At 52.4% G+C, this 19,784-nt stretch carries 19 protein-coding genes and 1 riboswitch; of the genes, 4 read left to right on the plus strand and 15 right to left on the minus strand.

Translation table 11 applies throughout. The features are described 5' to 3' along the window. Positions 1-39: 39 nt before the first annotated feature. The 12 genes from R70331_RS25345 to R70331_RS25400 all read right to left on the minus strand — a co-directional run bounded on the left by R70331_RS25345 (position 40) and on the right by R70331_RS25400 (position 13,337). On the minus strand, positions 40-708 hold the full coding sequence (locus tag R70331_RS25345; RefSeq protein ID WP_042180446.1) for a methionine ABC transporter permease: 669 nt from the start codon (positions 706-708) through the stop codon (positions 40-42). Further along, positions 708-1,724, minus strand: a complete 1,017-nt coding sequence (locus tag R70331_RS25350) for a methionine ABC transporter ATP-binding protein (protein ID WP_042180447.1) — start codon at positions 1,722-1,724, stop codon at positions 708-710. The genes R70331_RS25345 and R70331_RS25350 overlap by 1 nt, the downstream gene beginning before the upstream one ends. A 95-nt stretch (positions 1,725-1,819) precedes the next feature. Continuing rightward, positions 1,820-1,962, minus strand: a riboswitch (SAM riboswitch). Positions 1,963-2,017: 55 nt separating this feature from the next. Continuing rightward, positions 2,018-2,812 carry a Cthe_2314 family HEPN domain-containing protein gene (locus tag R70331_RS25355; RefSeq protein ID WP_197071363.1) on the minus strand — a complete coding sequence of 265 codons (795 nt, stop codon included), beginning with the start codon at positions 2,810-2,812 and terminating at the stop codon, positions 2,018-2,020. Between the two features lie 66 nt (positions 2,813-2,878). Next, complete coding sequence (locus R70331_RS25360) at positions 2,879-4,594, minus strand: UbiD family decarboxylase (protein WP_042180448.1); 1,716 nt, start codon at positions 4,592-4,594, stop codon at positions 2,879-2,881. A gap of 57 nt (positions 4,595-4,651) precedes the next feature. Next, positions 4,652-5,572: a COX15/CtaA family protein gene (locus tag R70331_RS25365; RefSeq protein ID WP_081947749.1), complete on the minus strand. Its 921-nt coding sequence runs from the start codon at positions 5,570-5,572 to the stop codon at positions 4,652-4,654. A 142-nt stretch (positions 5,573-5,714) separates the two neighbouring features. Beyond that, positions 5,715-6,059: a thioredoxin family protein gene (locus R70331_RS25370; RefSeq protein WP_042180450.1), complete on the minus strand. Its 345-nt coding sequence runs from the start codon at positions 6,057-6,059 to the stop codon at positions 5,715-5,717. 111 nt (positions 6,060-6,170) lie between these two features. Then, entirely contained in the window at positions 6,171-7,796 is a 1,626-nt protein-coding gene (locus R70331_RS25375) for a putative polysaccharide biosynthesis protein (protein ID WP_042180453.1), read from the minus strand. A gap of 26 nt (positions 7,797-7,822) precedes the next feature. Then, positions 7,823-8,308 (minus strand): DUF456 domain-containing protein, encoded by a 486-nt coding sequence (locus tag R70331_RS25380; protein WP_042180454.1) that lies wholly within the window; start codon positions 8,306-8,308, stop codon positions 7,823-7,825. Between the two features lie 380 nt (positions 8,309-8,688). Then, complete coding sequence (locus R70331_RS25385) at positions 8,689-9,441, minus strand: Cof-type HAD-IIB family hydrolase (protein ID WP_042180456.1); 753 nt, start codon at positions 9,439-9,441, stop codon at positions 8,689-8,691. A gap of 55 nt (positions 9,442-9,496) precedes the next feature. After that, entirely contained in the window at positions 9,497-11,608 is a 2,112-nt protein-coding gene (locus tag R70331_RS25390) for a peptidoglycan D,D-transpeptidase FtsI family protein (RefSeq protein ID WP_042180458.1), read from the minus strand. 97 nt (positions 11,609-11,705) lie between these two features. Further along, positions 11,706-12,851 (minus strand): transglutaminase domain-containing protein, encoded by a 1,146-nt coding sequence (locus R70331_RS25395; protein WP_042180460.1) that lies wholly within the window; start codon positions 12,849-12,851, stop codon positions 11,706-11,708. Between the two features lie 45 nt (positions 12,852-12,896). After that, positions 12,897-13,337, minus strand: coding sequence for a hypothetical protein (locus R70331_RS25400; RefSeq protein WP_042183229.1), 441 nt, complete (start codon positions 13,335-13,337; stop codon positions 12,897-12,899). Between the two features lie 247 nt (positions 13,338-13,584). On the opposite strand from R70331_RS25400, the gene R70331_RS25405 reads away from it, so the two are divergent. Next, on the plus strand, positions 13,585-14,760 hold the full coding sequence (locus R70331_RS25405) for an MFS transporter (RefSeq protein ID WP_042183232.1): 1,176 nt from the start codon (positions 13,585-13,587) through the stop codon (positions 14,758-14,760). Between the two features lie 258 nt (positions 14,761-15,018). Next, the gene (locus R70331_RS25410) at positions 15,019-15,369 is read left to right on the plus strand and encodes a DNA primase (RefSeq protein WP_042180462.1); all 351 of its coding nucleotides are present in this window, start codon (positions 15,019-15,021) and stop codon (positions 15,367-15,369) included. A 75-nt stretch (positions 15,370-15,444) separates the two neighbouring features. Here R70331_RS25410 and R70331_RS25415 read toward each other — a convergent pair whose 3' ends face one another. After that, a complete protein-coding gene (locus tag R70331_RS25415; protein WP_156131197.1) occupies positions 15,445-16,062 on the minus strand; it encodes an SCO family protein in 618 nt (205 codons plus the stop codon). A 16-nt stretch (positions 16,063-16,078) separates the two neighbouring features. Continuing rightward, entirely contained in the window at positions 16,079-17,011 is a 933-nt protein-coding gene (gene cyoE / locus R70331_RS25420) for a heme o synthase (RefSeq protein ID WP_042180464.1), read from the minus strand. 261 nt (positions 17,012-17,272) lie between these two features. Here cyoE and R70331_RS25425 point away from each other — a divergent pair, with 261 nt between their 5' ends. Next, positions 17,273-18,277: a metal-dependent hydrolase gene (locus tag R70331_RS25425; RefSeq protein ID WP_042180466.1), complete on the plus strand. Its 1,005-nt coding sequence runs from the start codon at positions 17,273-17,275 to the stop codon at positions 18,275-18,277. Between the two features lie 260 nt (positions 18,278-18,537). Next, complete coding sequence (locus R70331_RS25430) at positions 18,538-18,732, plus strand: hypothetical protein (RefSeq protein ID WP_042180467.1); 195 nt, start codon at positions 18,538-18,540, stop codon at positions 18,730-18,732. Here the strand turns inward: R70331_RS25430 and trpS are convergent. Continuing rightward, positions 18,729-19,718: a tryptophan--tRNA ligase gene (gene trpS / locus R70331_RS25435; RefSeq protein WP_042180468.1), complete on the minus strand. Its 990-nt coding sequence runs from the start codon at positions 19,716-19,718 to the stop codon at positions 18,729-18,731. The genes R70331_RS25430 and trpS overlap by 4 nt on opposite strands. Positions 19,719-19,784: the final 66 nt, after the last annotated feature.

Consider the following 19,784-nt stretch of genomic DNA (forward strand, 5'->3'; position numbering starts at 1 on the left):
CTAAATGTGTTTATGAATAAGGCTATATTTGGAATTACCTTATTTCCGGGTGAAATATTGGACCAGCCTGTCTCCGGCCATCTGCAGCAGCTGAACTAGTATAACCATCAGCACTACAGAGATAATCATGACTTCCTTCTCATAACGGTAATAACCGTAGCGGATCGCGAGGTCACCAAGACCGCCGCCGCCGATCATACCCGACATTGCTGTGTAGGAGACAAGGGTTACCAGCGTAATCGTTACTCCGGCGAGCAAGCCTGGACGGGCTTCCGGCAAAAGCACACGCATAACAATCTGGCCTGTCGAAGCCCCCATGCCCTGCGCCGCTTCAATCACTCCGCGGTCTACCTCACGCAGTGAGGTCTCCACCAGTCTGGCAAAGAACGGGGCAGCACCGATAACCAGCGCCGGAATCGTTCCAAGTACCCCGATTGAAGTTCCCATAATCGTCTTGCTCAGCGGGATCAGGGCCACCATCAGAATCAGGAATGGAACCGAGCGGAGGATATTTACAGCCAGTGATAATACCGAGTAAACAACCCTGATAATACTGTTATTTGATCTTCCCCATAAATATAACACAATTCCGAGCGGTAAACCAAGAATAATTGTGAAAATTCCGGAATATGCCAACATTTTTAATGTGGCACCGGATGCTTCACCCATTTCCTGCCAATTAATATCATTAAAATTGAGACCGCCCATCAGGAAATCACCTCCACATCAAGTCCTTGTGCCGCCAGTTCAGTTATCGTAGCGTTAATTGCGCCGGGCTCGCCTTCAAACCGGACAATCAGCTGGCCGTAAGGGACATCCTTGATGGTCGAAATCGTACCCTGCAGAATGGCAAAATTGACGCCTGTTCCGCGTACAATCTCAGATAAGGTGGACTCATAGGTTTTTTGCCCCAGAAAAGTAATCTTAACCGCCTTCGTATCGCCTCTGCCTCCAGCTTCCAGCGCTGCTCTAAGCGGACCGTCCTGCTGTGTTTCACTGCGGATGAAATCCTTGGTCACCTCATGCTTCGGCTTCAGGAATACCTCTGTCACTTCGCCCTGCTCCACAATTCCGCCTCCGTGAATAACGGCTACCCGGTCGCAGATGCTCTGGATGACATGCATCTCATGGGTAATCAGTACAATGGTCAGGTGGAACTTGCGGTTAATATCAAGCAGCAGCCGCAGAATGGAGTCTGTTGTCTGCGGGTCCAGCGCCGAGGTGGCCTCGTCGCACAGCAGAACATCCGGATCGCTTGCAAGTGCGCGGGCAACGCCGACACGCTGCTTTTGTCCGCCGGATAGCTGGGCCGGAAATTTGCCTGCATGGTTTTCAAGGCCGACCAGCACCAGCAGCTCCTTCACCTTCTGATCAATCCGGCTCTTTGATGTGCCTGCCAGCCTCAGCGGGAACGCGATATTGTCATATACGGTAGCAGAGGATAACAGATTAAAGTGCTGAAAGATCATGCCGATCTTACGACGTTTCTCCTGCAGCTGCCCCTTGCCGAGAGCGGTAAGCTCAACGCCGTCTACCCAGACCTCACCGGCGGTCGGGCGCTCCAGCAGGTTGATGCAGCGTATCAGTGTACTTTTACCGGCACCGGAATGGCCGATTACACCGAAGATCTCACCTTTTTTGATAGACAGATTTAAGCCCGAGAGCGCTGTTGCGGCCTTACTGCCCTTTCCGTAAACCTTGGTCAACTCTTTCAGCTCTATCAATTTCCGTCGTTCCCCCTTTATTCTGATGCTAATCAAAAAAGCCCCTTCCGATCATTGCAGATCGCAAGAGGCCCTGTGCGTTTGTTAACAATGCCATCTCATCTGCCAACGTCCGCATCCATGCGGCATTGTAGGAATTAGCACCATGACATTTGCAGGCAGCGCAGAAATAAAGGGCTGTACACAAATCGGTTGCCGGGCTTCATCGGGCCTATCCCTCCGCCGCTCTCGATAAGAAAAATATGAAATTATTGAGCGATACTTGTCGCAGAATATAAGAATATAATGCAAGCCTAAGTATAGTGAGTTTCCGCTTTTTTGTCAAAGGAAGATTTTGTCGCTTTAACGTGCCCCTGTCCTGGAGTATTATCAGCCATAGCCTTGTTTTTATGCCACTGCTCATTGCTGTAACGGAAGGCTGCACATAAGGATTTGCAGACCATCTCCACACCCTGCTTCAGATCCTCCAGATGGCTGTCCACATCCTCCAGCCTTATTTTATCATGAAGCCCTTGATGCCTCTGCCACAGATCATCCTGCATTTCAGCGTTCATGTAATGAATCTCGGCGTTGCGGCGCTTGCGCAGATTCTGCAGCGGCTCACGGTATGAATTCTTTATGTCCTCAAGCTCATCTGCCAGCGGACTATGCGTCTTAAGCAGCTGAAACTGCCGCAGCACCGTGAAGTAGGAGAAATGGGCCTTATTCTGGCTTGTGTTCAGATCATACAGGCTGTTCAGTACCGTTCCCAGCTTGTCGAGCAGTGAGAAGACACGGATAAAGCCGTTTTTATAAAAATAAACATACCGCGCGTAATCCCCCTGCTCCTCCACCGACATATCATCCATGTACCCTGCAACGACCTTTTTCCGGTAAAAAGCTGCGGCGAAGCAGCTCTGCTCCAGCTCATCAAGCGAGGAAATCAGGCCGCGTGTCCATATCTCCAGCTTGCGGTACTCATGGTCATGATCTTCATGGTCATTCATTTCCTTGCGCAGCATGGACGCTACCTGTGCCATGTTGTCCATCGCTTCAGCCAGTACCCCGCTGTTGCGGCGCGGAGGCTCACCCAGTAATATCCGCAGCATGACTTGTCCTCCTTAAAGTTACGAAGAATGTATGATTCCAGCCTTTAATGAACGGTCAGCTGAGCTTTACTGCTGAAAATAACGGCTCCAGCTGCGGTCAACCAAATCCAGTGTACTGCTGCAGGCCGTCTGCTCCGGTTCATATCCCGGCTTCATACGCGCATCAATGACAATCGGCAGCTTGTAGCTGAGCTGATGCTGCTTTATTACTGAAGCAGCATAAATATCCCTGGCCGGATCAAACCGGGTAAACACCGTCCATAAGAAGGAGCTTTGGGTGCGCACCGCTTCAGCAGCATGATCCGTCACTATCACCAGCGGCCAGGCTGTCTGCTGTTCGCGAAGATCAGCACTCAGCCTGACGGGAAGCTCCGGGTCCTCTTCATAGGATGCACCGGAAACAGCTAAACATCCCCCGCAATAAGGAACGGCTTCCGCAATTCCTGGCAATTGACCCTCTGTATAAGAGCGGGGAAGCTCCCGTATGGCAGGTCCTACACCCGATAGTACCGCCTGGCTGGCAGAACCCGGCTTGCAACCATCCCCGTCCGCAGCTGTATTGCTAAATACATGCAGACCGGCAGCCGGATTGAAGCGTTCCAGAACGTATTCCAGGGTGGCGGGCAGATCAGAAAAAACAGCCGGTCCCCCTGTAAGCAGCAGCATTCTGCTGCTGCACAAATGCCGTTCACCCAAGATGCGGAACGCTGCACCCAGCGCCTCCTGCGGAGAGCTGTCCTGCACAGCTGCTGCGGCAAGTCCGCCCGGACCGGATTCGGAGTATGTCCAGAAGGCATTCACCGAAGGCATTGCCAGATGATGGACAGGAGAAAGCAGCTGCTGAAGGTAATTAACCAGGTAAAAATTATCCTCTTGCGGAGTAACAGCAATGGAAGCCGGATAAATTGCATCCTTGCGACGCCAGATCCGCTGTACATGCATGACCGGGGCCTGCTGCGCTGCAGATTGCGGCGTAACCAGGCCGCGGATTGCAAACTCCGCTTCCGCAGGAATGGAGTGCCCGCCCAGCGGGTCCTTGACCATAGGCAGCCTGCTGCCGAGGATTAGGGACGCGAGTACCAGAGCCGGCAGCCGGACTGAATGCGAAGCACCTGCTGCTGCCATCAGCGCAGGCGGACCTCCGATAAAGACGGATACCGGCAGGGCCTCGCCTGCGGCTGCAGCCTCCTGCTGAAATAAGCCCGCCCCCTGGTTCCGCTGCCAGTCTATTTCAGCCGTGCTGTGATCAATGAAGCGGAGCCGGTGCATACCCAAACTGTGCTTCTGCGGCTTCATCAGGCTCTCAGTATAGATAAGCGGAAGCGTGATGTAGGCACCGCCTGCCTCCTGCCAGCTGGTAACACGCGGCAGCTCTTGAAGCGGATCATTCGTCCGGCAGACGCCAAGGACCGGCGCCTCACCCTGCGGCACATGCTTTATGCCTGTTTTCAGCAGATTATAGACCAGCTTTTTTTCCTTCCACATATTAGGGAGCGTAGGCGGCAGCAGCGTATCAGCCGCTCCGGCCACTGCCTTCAGCAGCTGCTCCGGCCTGCTGCCAAAAGCACGGTCCACGCGCCGGGCTGTTCCGAACAGATTGGTCACCACAGGAAAAGGGGTTCCTTTCACATTGGTGAACAGCAGCGCCGGCCCTTCCTCCCGCATGACACGCCGGTGAATCTCCGGCAGCTCCAGATAAGGGTCCACAGGAACCTCTACAACAGCCAGCTCTTTGTCCTTGCGAAGCTGCTCAATCCACTGGCGTAAATTTCCGTATCCCACCTTTGTTGGCACCTCCTAACACAAACGTCTTCCTTATTTATCGATCAGATGTGAACGTTATTTTATGCTTAGCTGCCATACCCGTACACTCATATAGCACAGCACTCCAAACAATCCGGCGATCAGCACAATATGGGAAAGTGCAGCGAATATGTACAGTTTCTCGTTATACAGCGTATGAACGACTGCGGCACCGCTGAACACCTGCAGCAGGCAGAGTGTAACCGCGGCTACTCCCAGCATCCGCAGCTCCGGCAGCTTTTTGTATCTCCAGAATGCCAGGTGGCCTAGTAGGGCCGTCAAAAGAAACAGCAGCGCTGCAGCAAGCCTGTGCGTGAATACAATGCCCACACCGCCTGTCAGCTCAGGGACCCATTCCCCGTTGCAGAGCGGCCAGCCCGAGCAGCCTCCCTGTGAATCCGTATGGCTGACATAAGCCCCGATATACACAACGATATAAGAGTATAACGCCGTTATCCAGGTTAAGTTGCGGAAGCCCCGGCTCACCGCGGGTCCGTCTGCATCCTGCTGTCCGGCAGATTGATGCCATCTTCTGGTTCCAAGAGCAAGCATCAGGGCACTGGCAAAAGCAATCAGGGAAAAGCCCATATGCAGGGCCATCACCGCCGCCGACTGCGAACGGATAACCGCAAGCGCTCCCATTCCTCCCTGCACGACAACGAATAAAAGGGTTAAGAGGGCATAGCCCAGCAATTCCTTGCGCTGGTGCGCAAACCGCCGGAACAAAATCATGGATGCCAGCGATAGCAGGCCGGCAAGGCCGCTGAACAAGCGGTGAGTGTATTCGATCATTGAGCCGAGCGTGTATGCCGGAATAAGCTTGCCGTGGCAGAGCGGCCATTCATTGCCGCATTCAAGACCCGAGCCTGTCTTGGTTACAACGGCGCCTCCGAACAAGGCGAGAAACATCATGAGGCAGGTTATGTAGCTGAGCCACTTCAAATGAGCTGTCGTCACTTTGATCACCCCATTGTACCAAGATGAATGGAAGGAGAGAGATGGACACGCCTTGCCTATGAACCCTTATGAATGCTAGAAAAAAAGCACCGCTTCTGCTCTGGTCGGGGCGAAAGCGGTGCTTCATGCTGTAGAAATGATATTACTTATGGATGCTCAGATAGACTTCCAGCGCCCGGTCCAGGAAATTCTCGATCTCCTCACGGGATTTACGCAGCTTATTGACAAAGCGCACTAGCTCCCGTCCGTCGCTGTAGGCTACAAAGCTGGGAATACCGAGAATATTCTGTTCCTGGCTGACATCACCGACAGCATCAACATCGACCTCAACCAAGGTCAGGCGATCCGCATAATTCGTTTCTACCTCAGGTATAAACGGATCAATAAATTTACAGTCGGAGCACCAGTCCGCCTTGAATACGGCTATCGTTAAACGAGGCGATTGAATCGCTACCTGAAACTCCGCAGCAGAAGAAATTTTATCCATGCAAGGGTCAATCCTTTCCTGGTTAAACTGTATATGTTTCTTCTCTAAGTGAAGCAAATTGTGCTCAGTAAGTCAATTCAAAACCATAAAATTAAGACAAACATCACAGCATTATTCGTGTGTACGCACTCTGGCGGGCTGAAGCTTCATCAGCGGGTTCAGAACTTTCTGCAGGACACGCGGGTATCCGGCAATCTCCTGGCGGCTGAACACGCCCAGCACAATAAGCAGCACAAGATAAATAACCACAACTGCCGCGCCTACAACCAGGCAGGTAATGAGGAATGCGATCCGGTCGGGCATCATACGGGTTAGCGTAATGCCCGCCTCATTCAATCCGTAGCCGATTCCGCCGGAGGCCAGTACGGCGACAGTGAAGCCGCCCCAGCGTTTGCCCATAATGGTAAAGGGCACAATCTTCTTCAGCATGCGCAGGTTGAGCAGCGTAATGACGATAAAGCAGAGCGCCGTAGCGCCGATAATCCCGTAGATGCCGAACACCTTGCTTAGCAGGAAGCTTGCCGCCAGCTTGGTCAGGATACCGGCAAACACATAATACATGGAAATCCGCGATTTCCCCATGCCCAGCAGAATGGAGTTCGTTGTCATCATCGTAATCTGGAAAATCGTTCCGACCGTCAGCATAGCGACGATTCCGCTGCCGTCCAGACTGCTGAACAGCAGGCCGTTAATGGAATAGGCAGCGACCACAAGCGAGACTACAATCGGTGTCCCGGTCAGAATGGATATCCTCATCGCCAGTGTGACCTGGCGCTGCAGATGCTGCTCATCCTTGCGGGCATAAGCGGCTGAAATAATCGGAATCAGTGATGTACTCAGCGCAATGGCAAGCACTGGAGGAATGCCGGCAACACTGATCGCCCGGTTGCCGTAGATCCCCAGTGCGCGTGTAGCCTCTTCTAATCCGGTCTGGCCGCTGAGCAGCGGCACAATTAACGTTGTGTCGATAAAGTTCACGACCGGTACAGTCACAGAAGACAATACAATCGGAATGGATAATTTAAAAATATCTTTATAAATACCGAGCAGGGGAAGTCTGGCCGCGCTTGAATCGTACAATGCCGCTTTCTCTTCGGTGCGGCGCATTTTCATAGCATAATACAGCATGATTCCGAATGCCCCGATACTGCCGAACACGCTGCCGAACGAAGCACCAGCCGCCATCCATGTATTGTCATAGCCCTGCTTCAACAAAATGTAAGCAAGCAGGATCGCGGTGGATACCCTGGCAATCTGCTCGACAATCTGCGAAATACCGCCGGCCATCATATTGTTCCGTCCCTGGAAATAGCCGCGCATCATGGCGATGGAGGGGAATAGCAGCAGCGCCGGAGCAATAGCCCGGATTGCAAGTGTACTCTCTGGAACCTTAGCATAGTCTGCATAATACGGGGCTGCTATGTACAGAAGTGTACTCATCACAACGCCGACAACCGCAGCGAAGATCAGCGCCGCCCGGTACACCTGCTGGGCTTCATGCGGCCGGTTCAGGGCGTAGCGTTCGGATACCATTTTGCTGAGCGTGCTTGGAATCCCCGCGGTAGCCAGCGGAAGCAGCATCAGATACACCGTATTGGCCTGTGCGAATGCTGCATTTCCGGTAACATTAAATAAGTGTTCCAGCGGAACCCGCTGGGCAAGCCCGAGCACGCGGGCTATAAGCGCTGCCGCGGCCAGAATAAGCGTGCCTTTGACAAAAGACTCTTTCTTGGACAAACTGTTTCGCCTTCTTCGCTGTTAATTTAGTTCACAGAGATCCAGATAAAGAAGAGGACCACCATCATAATCTGCAGTATTACTTTGACTACGGTACTGCTGAATAAGCCGAGCAGGGAGCCGAAGCTGACCTTGACCGCTTTACCCGGCTGGGAGCCGGCGATCAGCTCACCGATGAAGGCGCCGATAAAAGGACCCAGGATTAGGCCAAAAGCAGGAATGACGAATGGCCCTATTATGATACCGATGGTACTCCCGATAACCGAGGCACGGGAGCCTCCGAATTTTTTGACTCCCCACGCCCCGACCACGTAGTCCGCTACAAACAGCACAACCACTATGAGAGTCTGGATAATCCAGAACCAGGCTCCAAATGATCCGAATGAAAAGAACCAGCCGTATACAAAAAACGCCAGATAAATCGCCAGCGCACCGGGCAGTATCGGATATACCGCCCCCGCCAGCCCTACCGCAAACAAAGCAATGATCAGAATCCAACCCAGGATTGCCATTCCTTTAGCCTCCAGTTTTGATAGCATTAACTTCCTTGAACTCACGTGGCAAAACCGCTTCGAAAGCATACGCTTAGTTTGATAGCTTCAGCTTCTTTGTTTTCCTTCGCAAACTTCCTTCGGAGCGTATTGTTCGTTCTGATAGCATAGTTACACACCCGATATTTCTTTGGTCGCGTGTACCCAGGTGCAGGCACTTAGTTGCACTTTGTACAACTAAAATACCCATTTTTGCTCATATTTCTATTTTAGTTGCACTTTGTACACTTAAGCAGCCGTAAAATGCTGATTTTGAGCCATTCGGCCAAATTTAGCTGTACAAAATACAGTTATTCGCCGCGGGAGCCAGCTTTGACCCAATATAAGTGTACACACTACAGCTATTCTGCAGTTACACCTAATACATATTTCTCAATCACTTCAGCAATGCCGTCCTCGTTATTTGAGGCAACGACAGCATCCGCTTCCTGCTGCACCGTCTCCTGGGCATTGCCCATCGCAACGCCCAGACCGGCGGCCTGAATAGCCGCCAGATCGTTCAGGCTGTCGCCGACGGCAACCACCTGGGACATGTCAATTCCGAGCAGCCTGCACACCTCTCCGATTCCGTAGGCTTTGTTCACGCCAAGCGGATTGATCTCAAGGTTAACCGGGGTGGAGTTGGTAATCTCCAGACCGCCTAGATCCTGAAGCTGCATCAGCAGCTTGTGGCGGATATCATCATCCTCTGTAGAATAACCGAATTTGAGCCATTCGCGGCCCATAATGTCCCCGTCCCAATTGTTGCGGTTATAGACCTGCTCGGTAGAGTACGCCCAGAACCAGATGCCATATTCCTCAGCAATTTCGTACAGCCGATGAATCAGCGCCGGGTCCATCAGCGAGCGGCGATACAGCTCATATGGCTCCCGCCAGATTTCACTTCCATTCACAGTGATCATCGGAGTCTTGAGGCCAAGCTGTTCAGCGTAAGGCATAGCACTCCGGAATGCCCGTCCTGTGGACAGGCAGACGTGAACGCCGGCATCGACCGCTTTTTTAATCCATTCTACTGTCTTAGGGGTAATCAGTTGTTCATCATTCAGCAGGGTTCCATCCATATCCAGTGCAAGCAGGCGGTATTTGGCAGTCATTGCCACCCCTCCGTTTCTAATGTCGCCCTCATGATGAGGGGCTGATTAATATTGCTTAGTTTGTCGAATCAGCGGCATTTGTGCCGTCTGTTGCAGTTGTATCGCTGTCCGCAGACTTTAAAGATTTCTTCGGTATTCCATCCAGGCCGTATTCCCAGTCATAGGCATCAAAAATCTTGCGCGCTACCGGAGCAGCACTGTTCGAACCGAATCCGCCCTCCGGAATAACTACAGCAACAGCCAGCTTAGGATTTTCGCGCGGGGCAAAAGCAATAAACACCCCGTTATCACGGTTCGTATTGGTTCTGTCCGTCTGCTGCGAGGTTCCCGTCTTCCGTGCAAAATCATAAGAGAAGTCAGAGAACGCCGAAACCTCACTGTTCATGCCCTTAATAACTTCCCTCCAGTAAGACTTATTGAAGGTAGTGACCTCATCCAGCACTTCACGCTGAAATTGCTTAATGACATTGCCTTTGGAGTCGGTAATCTTGCTTACCAGCTGAGGCTTAATCCGTACGCCTTCATTTGCCAGAGTAGAAGCATACTGGGCAAGCTGAAGCACAGTGTAACGCCCCTGCTGGCCGAAGGAGGCATAGACAAGAGCGGCCTGCGCGCTTCCCGCGGCCTTGGTATCGGTATAGTTGATCTGTCCGAGGAACTCTCTCGGCAATCCGCTCTGGGTAGAGACGCCTAATCCGAATTCCTTCATATATTGATCCCAGACATCAATACCCTTATTCTGGTATTTCTCCCACAGCTTCTTGCCGATCATATCAACCATGAAGGCATTGGAGGATTTCTCAATCGCTTTGGCCGGGTCCATCGATCCGTATACATGACCGGAGGCGTTGCGTACAGAGGCATTATCATTTTTACCAAAGTAGGCAATCCCTCTGTCCTGATAAATGGTTGAAGTTGTAAAAAAGCCTTCATTCAGCCCGATGAGCACACTTAGCGGCTTAATGGTCGAGCCGAGCAGTACGGTAGAACCGAACTCATGGCCTGACATGCCCGAGGAATACGGCGTAATGGTCCCGTTCTGATAGTTCCCCATTATCTCGTTCCATACCTTCGTATCCATCTTGTCGGCCGTCCACACATTGGTATCATAGTCCGGCATACTTGCCATCGCTACGATATTTCCGGTATCGACTTCCATGGCTACCGCATAGCCTGTCAGCGCATCGGTGTGGGTCTTGCCCTGCACGGCGTGAGTATGGAGCCAGCTGATCTGATCCGTAATCGCCTGTTCGGTTTTCATCTGAATGGATTTGTTAATGGTCGTCCATACGTCATTGCCTTTGACAGGAGGCACAACCTCTTCGACCTTCTCTGCCATGTTCTGCGGATTCACGGAGATTACCTGATAGCCGTTTTTACCGCGCAGCTCTCGCTGGTATTGCAGCTCAAGCCCGTCAAATCCGACAAATTCATCATCTTTATAGCTCAGGCCGGGGTCAGCATCTATTTTTTTCATTGCCGCCTGAATATTTTTGTAGATATCCAGACTGTTAGAGGATTTGAACGGCTTGATATAACCAATCGTCTGCACGGCTACCGTATCCTTATCATAGTGCCGGCTGCTCTCCTCGACAATTTCAAGGCCGGGGTATTCATGTTTGTGCTCCATGAAATAAGCCACTTCCTCCGAAGTCAGCCCTGCCTTGATCCGGCGGGCCATGAAGCCCGAATATTTCTTGAAATACAAATCCAGTGAGTCGATGACATCCTGTTCTGTCAGCTTTGCAGCAGCAGGATCACCGTATTTATTAAAGTCCTCAACCAGCTTCGCTGCCAGTGCCTCGCCCTTCGCCTTGGCATCCGGGGTCAGCGCCGTTTCGCCAGTGATTTTGTCCGTGGCTTTAGCGGTATATTCCTTGGTTAATGTAATGTAAAGCGACTGTACGGAAGTTGAATAAGCAAGCTCCTCGCCTCCTGCCGCACGGATCACACCGCGGATTGCTGCAAGCGGAACATTTTTGGTATCACGGCTGGTCTCCACCTCTGTAAGCGTAGGCCCTTCAACAAACTGTACAACGGCAAGACGGATAATAATGACGCAAAAAATAGCAAACGTGCTGAAAAAAAACACGTTAATCCGCAGGCCAAGCGAGCTCTTGGTAGTATCTTTGTCTGGCGGAGAGGCCTGCTTACGGAAAAAACTCACAGTTTTTCACTCCTTTACAGCTTAAATAAACATTTCGGGCATATCATGCACTTACTCCACCGAATTGTACCATATAACGGGTCTGACTTCCTCTTTGTCACAGTACATCCTCTTTAAGATGGGTTTCGGCAAAATCCTCCGTATTGAACCAGTTCCCGCTGGAGGCCCAGGTGGAATCAAGCGGAATCCAGGCCTGCCGTTCCGGAATAAAGACCTCATTCCAGGCATGCGGACCGTAGCCCCCCTGCCCGTCATAGCCCCGTCCGGTAACGACACGGACCTGAAGTCCCTGGGAGCGGCCCATAACCGCATACAGCCGGGCATAATCAATGCAGACTCCGAGCCGGGTATCGAATGTATCCTGCGGCGTCTGCTCCTTCCAGATTCCATTCTGCTCATAATTGTCCGCCTTGCTGTAATCATAGGCAATCCGGGAACCGATCCAGTCATACAGCTGCCTAGCCTTTGCCTCAGAATCAGCAGCTTGTCCCGCAATATCTGCTGCCGCCTGCTCAATATCAGGTGAAATGTCATGATCAATCACCTCGTATTTGCGGCGCAGAATATCGTTCATCTCGGCGGCTACCGCTTTGGTAAGGACAGGCAGCCTGCTGCGCACATTCTCGCCGGCAATCGGTTCAAAAACAGCCGCCGCACTCTGGCTGTATATAGGAGAGGATTCGACATAGCGGCTGAACCCGCTGTCCGGATTAAGCCCGACTCCTATATACAAGGCGAAGACCAGCACCAGTCCGCGGACCAGCCCGACGGCCAGCCCGATAACCGCACCGCCCAGCCGGCTGGTCTGGTTAATTCTCCGGCCATGCGGACGCTCCTTACGTCCCGTAAGGCGGAAGGGCAGGAACATGAACAGCAGGCCAAGCAGCGGGCGGATCAGACTGTAGCCTAACAGCAGCAGCAGGAAAAACCGCACCAGCGGTGAGCCCTCAAGCACTGATACAGCCGTGTAATACAGCTGCTGCCACCCGCTGAGCGGACTGTCCGGCAGCACTACCGATGCTGCCCAGCCTTCAGCAACCGGTGAAAAATACAGCGCCGCAGGAATAGCGATAATCAGTGCAGCTACAGTCAGCAGCCCGGTTCCCAAGAGACCGAACAATCCTCCTGCCGCACGGCTGAATCCGCGGCTGTAGCCCTGCAGGAGGGAAAAGAGCACGACCAGCAGCAGCAGGATCGAAATCAGGTTGGCTTCACTTAAGCTTGCTATCCAGCTGTCCAGCATGTCCATTCCCCTTTCTGCATTTATAGCGCCTCAACGGTCTGCATGCTAATTTCCGTTCTTCCGGGCTTCGTCTATAAAGGTTTTGGTCGTATCGGTGATACTCCACTTGCCGAGGCTGACACCGCGGAAGGTCACTTCAACCTTATCTTCTCCCGCTGTCCCCTTAACCTCAAGATTCGGCGTCGTAATCGTAAAGGTACCGTCTCCGTTTGAGGTATATTTTGCTTCCTTGGCTTCGCTCAGCATAACCTCCTGGGCTTCGCTCTTCAGCGTGCTTACCGTACTGTCTGCCACCTTATTCACTGCATCACCGATCTGATCCATAGTAACCCCGCTGTAAATGAACAGACCGGCGATAATAACGATTGCAATTGCCCACTTCAGCACCGTTTTGACCAGATTAATAACCGCAAACAGGATGACGAGCGCTATAACAATAACAAGCCAATTCTCTCTGATAAATTGTGACCAAACTGCCGGATCCATCAATTTCACAACACCCCTATCGCAATATTCATATTCATTATTATACATGAATGCCCCATATAATTCATGATTGCCTGAGTGCATACAGGTTAGACGAATAAAATGGTATAAGCCCTCCGGGGCGCACGTACAGTACAAGTAGGCCTGTTTGTAATCTGCTGGCTGAAGCTGTCCTTATGCCGATAGTCAAAAAGAAACCGGCAGGCCCGTCTTCCGGGTCATGACCGGACTTCCGGAGGTGTATACCGTGAAAACCGCACTGTGGCTGTATCTGTTTCTGTTCCTGGCCTTTTTTGATCTGCATGCACAGTATCCGATCCTGACCCCGTTTGCCATGTCGCTTGGCGCAGGCCCTGCCTTCATCGGCTGGATGATGGGCATGTATTCACTGACCCATCTTCCCGGCAATCTGCTGGCCGGCGTACTCGTTGACAAAAACGGCAGCCGCCGTTATATCGTCTTCAGCCTGGTGGCAGCAGGTATTCTGCTGCTTCTGCAGGCCTACGCCCAGCTACCCTGGCATCTGCTTGTGCTGCGGGCAGCCAGCGGATTTGCGCTGGCTTTTCTCTCCCCCGCCTGCATGACACTGCTGGCCTCACTGTCCAGCGATTCAGCCACACAGGGCAAATATATGTCCGGGCACGGCATCATCCATACGCTGGCCTCAGTGGTATCCCCGGCAGCCGGGGCTTATATTGTGCATAAGGCCGGTTATTCCGGCACCTTCACCACACTGGGCTGGCTGCTGATTGCCACCGGCCTCATGGCTCTGATCAGCGTGCCGAAGAAGGCGCCTGCCCGTGCCCTGGCTCTACAGCCGCCGTCTCAGCCGGCTTCACCGAAACCGTCTGTTCCCGCTGCTGAAGCCGGCACCAGCCGGCGCTACTATCTGCTGCCCTTCTTCGTCTCCTGCGCGCAGGGCGTCCTGTTCTTCGAGCTGCCTCTGTCACAGGGACAGGACGGCATCGTCTCAACCGGTGTGCTGCTCTCGCTCATGAGCCTTGGGGCACTGGCTACACTCAGCCTGATGTTCCTTAACCGCACGTCTCCGGCCGGCCGCATCGCTGCCGCACTGCTCGCTATGGCTCTCTGCTTCTTCACCCTGGCCGCGTTCACAACCATTCCGGCAGGTGTTGTCCTGTTCATGCTGGGAGCAGCAAAGGGTGTGCTGTTTCCCGCGATGGCTTCGCTGTTCATCAGTCTGGGCAGCGGCGGCCGTTTAGGCCGCACCTTCTCGCTGCAGTCCATTGCCATGTCGCTTGGCGCCTTTGCCGGACCGGTTGCCGCCGGACAGCTGCGCGGATACGTCTCGCCTTATTTCATAGCCTTCGTCTTGCTCATGACGGCTATCCTGCTGCTTCCGCCCAAAGGAATCAGCCGGCCTTCACTTTACCATAACGGCTTAAATAATCCTGCAGCCTGATATACCTTCCTGGTGCCTGCAACAAATCATGCCAAAGTCCGCACACCTTTACTGCTATAATCAGCCATAACGCCGCCCGGCCGCTGCCGGGCAATTTTCTTTTTACGACATTTCCCGGGGAATGATTGTGCTTATCGCGTATCCGGCTGTTAAAAATGACGAAGCTTAGGTAAAATAAGCGGTAGGTACCTGTATTAATCATTAATCCGCTTAAGCTTAACGCCCCCTTCAGAAATTTAGATTTAGAGGTGACCGCTTATGTCCATTACCATCATCGTCGAAGGCAAAAACGACCGTAGCCGTCTGCGCCGCCTGCTCAGCTCCGAGATCGATATCCAGTGCACTTTCGGTACGCTTAACACCCTTAAGCTTGATACCCTGAGGCGTAAAATCGGGGACGGCGAAGTGTACCTCTATATGGATAACGACAGCTCCGGCAAAAAAATCCGCGGCATTCTGCGCGATGCCTTTCCGGATGCCACTCATATCTATACCCGCAGAGGTTATGCCGGTGTCGAAGGGACTCCTGATGAATACAGCATTACCCAGCTCGAAAAGGCCGGACTTGAGGAATACATCATCTATCCCCAGCCGCTTCCTTTCCTTTGACGGTATGCAAAAAACGTCTTGTCCGGGTCTCCTTACGCAGAGGAGCGGACAAGACGTTTCTAGTTATCCCGATTATTACTCCCGGGCCAGTCTTTTCAGTGCACCGGCAAGGAACTCGGGCGTTATATTCTCCGTATCACCGGCATCATACAGTCCGCGGAGCTGATTATCCCGGTCCACCAGACCGATCAGATTGGCATGGGCAAAGTTATCCTTATTATCCCCGTAGATAAGCACCTTGAAGGAATCTGCTGCAAGCTTACGTATCTGTTCCTGATCGCCCCGCAGAAAGTACCAGCCGTCATAATCCGCGTGAAAATTGTCTGCGAACGTCCTGATTGCCTCTCGTGTATCTTTTTCAGGATCGAAGGAAATCGAGACAAATGCTGTATCCTTGCCAAAGCTGCCGTCCTTGACCAGCAAATCCTGTGTTTCAGACAGCATATACGTAGTAATCGGACAAACATCTGGACATTCGGTGAAAAAGAAATACACCAGCCGCGCCTTCCCTTGCGTATCTGCCAGCGTAATCCGCTTACCGTCCACATTCTCCAGCGAGAAGTCCTGTACCTCCCCGATAACCGGCAGCTTACTCTTGCCCAGCCCCAGTGAATGGACTGCCAGATAAGCAGCCATACAAAGAGCGGTCAATAGCAGCAGCCAGGTCCATTTGTAGCGCTTCAAGGTTTGCACAGGCCTCTCTCCCCTCTTATCCGTGGATCGTATTCAGTACAAGCGCGATCAGACTGACAGTGAGGTAATTAATGGAGAAAAAGAAATTTTTCTTGGCCCAGGCATCATCATCCTTTGCCTTGAAGCCGATTATAGTCAGATAGAGCCAGGCTACAGACAGGCCGAGCGAGATAACGAGATAAAAAATCCCTGCATAGTCATATGCATACATCAGTATAGGTACAGGCAGCAGCAGTGCGACGTAAGGAATCATCTGGAACTTAGTCCGCCGTACTCCCTTGACTACAGGCAGCAGCGGAAAGCCCGCAGCCCTGTATTCCTCTTTGCGGCGGATGCCGAGGGCCCAGAAATGGGGCGGCTGCCACAGGAAGAGCATCGCGAACAGCAGCCAGGCACCCAGATCAACCTTACCGGTAACAGCGACATAACCGATGACCGGAGGCATAGCGCCGGAGATCGCGCCCACTGAGGTGCTCCAGGTTGATGTTCTTTTCAGCCAGAGGGTGTAGACTACAACATACACGAACACACCGACAATACCGAATATCCCGGCAAGCACGCCGCAGAATGCGAACAGTACAGCCAGACCGGCAATGCCAAGCCCGATAGCATACATCAGCACAACACCCGGCTTCAGCCTGCCGGTCGGCAGACCGCGTTCGCGTGTCCGCTCCATTTTCATATCAAGGTCACGGTCAAAATAGTTGTTGAACACGCAGGCAGAAGCCATAACCAGCATCGTTCCCAGCAGTGTCAGAATTAATCTGCCGTACTGCACATCCCAGCCGGATGCCACCCAATATCCGGCAAAGGCAGCGATCAGGTTGGAGCGGATAATGCCCGGCTTTGTTACTGTAATGAAATCACGCCAGCCTGCACCCTCCCGGGGTGCTTTGGCCTTAGCTGCCGCGGAATCGGAAGAAGCCTGATATCTCAATTGATTGTCCACGTTTGGTGTTCCTCCTTCATAAGGGACTTCTAAGCGTTCGGTCGGAGCATTGACTCCTAAATACATTCTCAATTAAGAAAAATACTCGTTTCGCTGTTAACTTTATCATATCAAACCGCAAAAGACTTTGACAATCATTGACCAAGATGTTCATCATTTCGACAATTACGTGACTTTATTTATTTCTCCGCCCCCTAAATAAGTCAGCCTGAAATTGGGTAGTTATTAATAGAGAACTTCCGTGCAAAGGAGATCTGACCAATGGATACAGCAACACATTTTGTAATGGGCCTGGGACTCGCAGGACTTTCCTTCGTTGACCCTGTCGTGGCCTCACAGCCATCCCTGGCCGGAGCCGTCATGATCGCCACTGTACTGGCTTCTCAAGCTCCAGATGCCGACACCGCGCTGCGCCTTAAAAATAACGCCGTGTATATCCGTAACCACCGGGGGATTACGCATTCCCTGCCCTTCCTGCTGTTATGGCCGGCACTGATTACGATCGTAATCGGCCCGTTATTCGGCTTTACGGATCTGCAGGCACTAAGTCATATCGCGCTCTGGAGTTTTATCGGCGTTGCCGTCCATGTATTCTCGGACCTGTTCAATACCTACGGGACCCAAGCCGCCCGCCCGTTCACCGAGAAATGGATCGCCTGGAATATCATCCATATCTTTGATCCGTTTATCTTCGGAAGCCACGCGGCTGCGGTCATTCTCTGGATCAGCGGTATTGTGCCTCCGGCTCCGCTGTTCACCACCCTGTATATCTGCGTTGCCGCTTATTACGTCTGGCGGACGGTGGTGCATGCCAGGATTACACACAATATTAAAAACAAGGACGTACACCATGATCCCGGTGACCGCTATATTGTCATCCCTTCGATCTCGCCAACGCGCTGGAATGTGGTTAAAGCCAAGACAGACGGCAGCTACAATGTCGGTGTGCTGGGCGGAAGCCGACTGGAATGGTTCAAGCATGCTGTATGCTCCACCCACCCGGCAGTAGAGCAATCCAAGACACATCCGGATGTCCAGGCCTTCCTGTACTTTACCTCCTATGCTGTGGCCGAGGTTGAGGAACTCCCCTCCGGTTATATTGTACGCTGGGGGGATGTGCGTTATTTACACCGCAAGCAATTCCCTTTCGTAGCCGTACTGGCTATGGACAATGAATATCATGTGCTTAACACTTATGTAGGCTGGCTCAGCAGCGAAAAGCTGGATGAGCGGTTTGCCATTGACCCCGGCTCCATGAAGCTTTAACCGCACACTTTATTCACACAAGCAGGCAGGACGGCATTCTCCCGCAACCGGAGAGCAGCCGCTCTGCCTGTTTGGCTTCAGCTCCAAATATCCCCCTCTTGACGCCTGCGGCAGCATAGGGCACAATCTCCATAAAGCGTTTTCAGTAGCAATTCTTCGTTTTTGCAGATATTCCCTGCTTCTGCACGCAAAATAATCCTGCAGGGCATAAGCCCGGCAGGATAAATTTATTTGCTCTATAGAAAGGAAGGCTGGATTGTATGGGTAAAGGTCTGTCTTTGTGGTTCGCAACTTCTTCAATACTGATTCTGACAGCCGCTTCAATCAGTATCAGCTATAACCTCTGGCTGGCACTGCTGCTGGGCCTGCTATGCATCCTTAATATTGGCTGGGGGTTTATCCTGAAAGCCAGACTCAGACGCAAAGCAGAGGCCCGGGCACAGCGTTCTTCTTAACGGTAAGGCAGGAAGCCCATCCGCTCCTTCACACCCGCTAATGTCTGGGAGGCTACATTCCGGGCGCGCTCTGCACCTTCGGCCAGAATATCGCTCAGCGTGCCCGAGCTGCGGATCTCCTGATACCGCTGCTGCAGCGGCTCCAGTGCAGCCACCAGCACCTCACCCAGATTTTTTTTGAAGCCCCCGTACATTTGTCCTTCATACTGGTCGGCAATCTGCTGCAGGCTCATGCCGGAGCACTCCGCATAGATACTCATCAGATTGCTGATTTCCGGCTTATTCGCCGGATCATACACTACCTCACGCCCCGAATCGGTGGTCGCGCGGCTGATTTTTTTGCGGATAACATCCGGCGGGTCCAGCAGTGCGATGTAGCTGCCTGCATTAGGATTGCTTTTACTCATTTTTTTACTTGCATCATCAAGTGACATGATCCGCGCGCCGACTTCAGGGATGTAAGGTTCAGGAACGGTAAAGAAATCGCCGAACCGGTGATTGAACCGTCCCGCCAGGTCACGGGTCAGCTCCAGATGCTGCTTCTGGTCTTCTCCAACCGGTACAAGATCAGCATTGTAGACCAGGATATCAGCCGCCATCAGCGACGGATATACGAACAGGCCGGCGCCGACTGAATCTTTACCAGAGGATTTATCCTTAAACTGCGTCATCCGCTCCAACTCACCCATTGCAGTAAGTGTGGTTACAATCCAGCCCAGCTCTGCATGCTGCGGAACGTGTGATTGCATATAAACATTGGATATCTTCGGATCAATGCCTGCTGCCAGATAAAGGGCTGCTACGGATTCCGAATTCTCGCGCAGCGCTGCAGGGTCCTGGGCAACTGTAATGGCATGCAGATCCACCACCATGAAGAAGCATTCATGCTCCTGCTGCAGCTTTACGAAATTTTTGATCGCGCCGATATAGTTGCCAAGTGTCAGTGAGCCGCTGGGCTGAATGCCCGACAATACTTTTTTAGCCATGATTTTCTACCTCCTGAATGTAATTCAATGTGAACAGAACGCAAAAAGGCCCCACATCCGCAAGGG

The sequence above is a fragment of the Paenibacillus sp. FSL R7-0331 genome, from assembly GCF_000758645.1.
Classification (GTDB): Bacteria; Bacillota; Bacilli; order Paenibacillales; family Paenibacillaceae; genus Paenibacillus_AQ; species Paenibacillus_AQ camerounensis.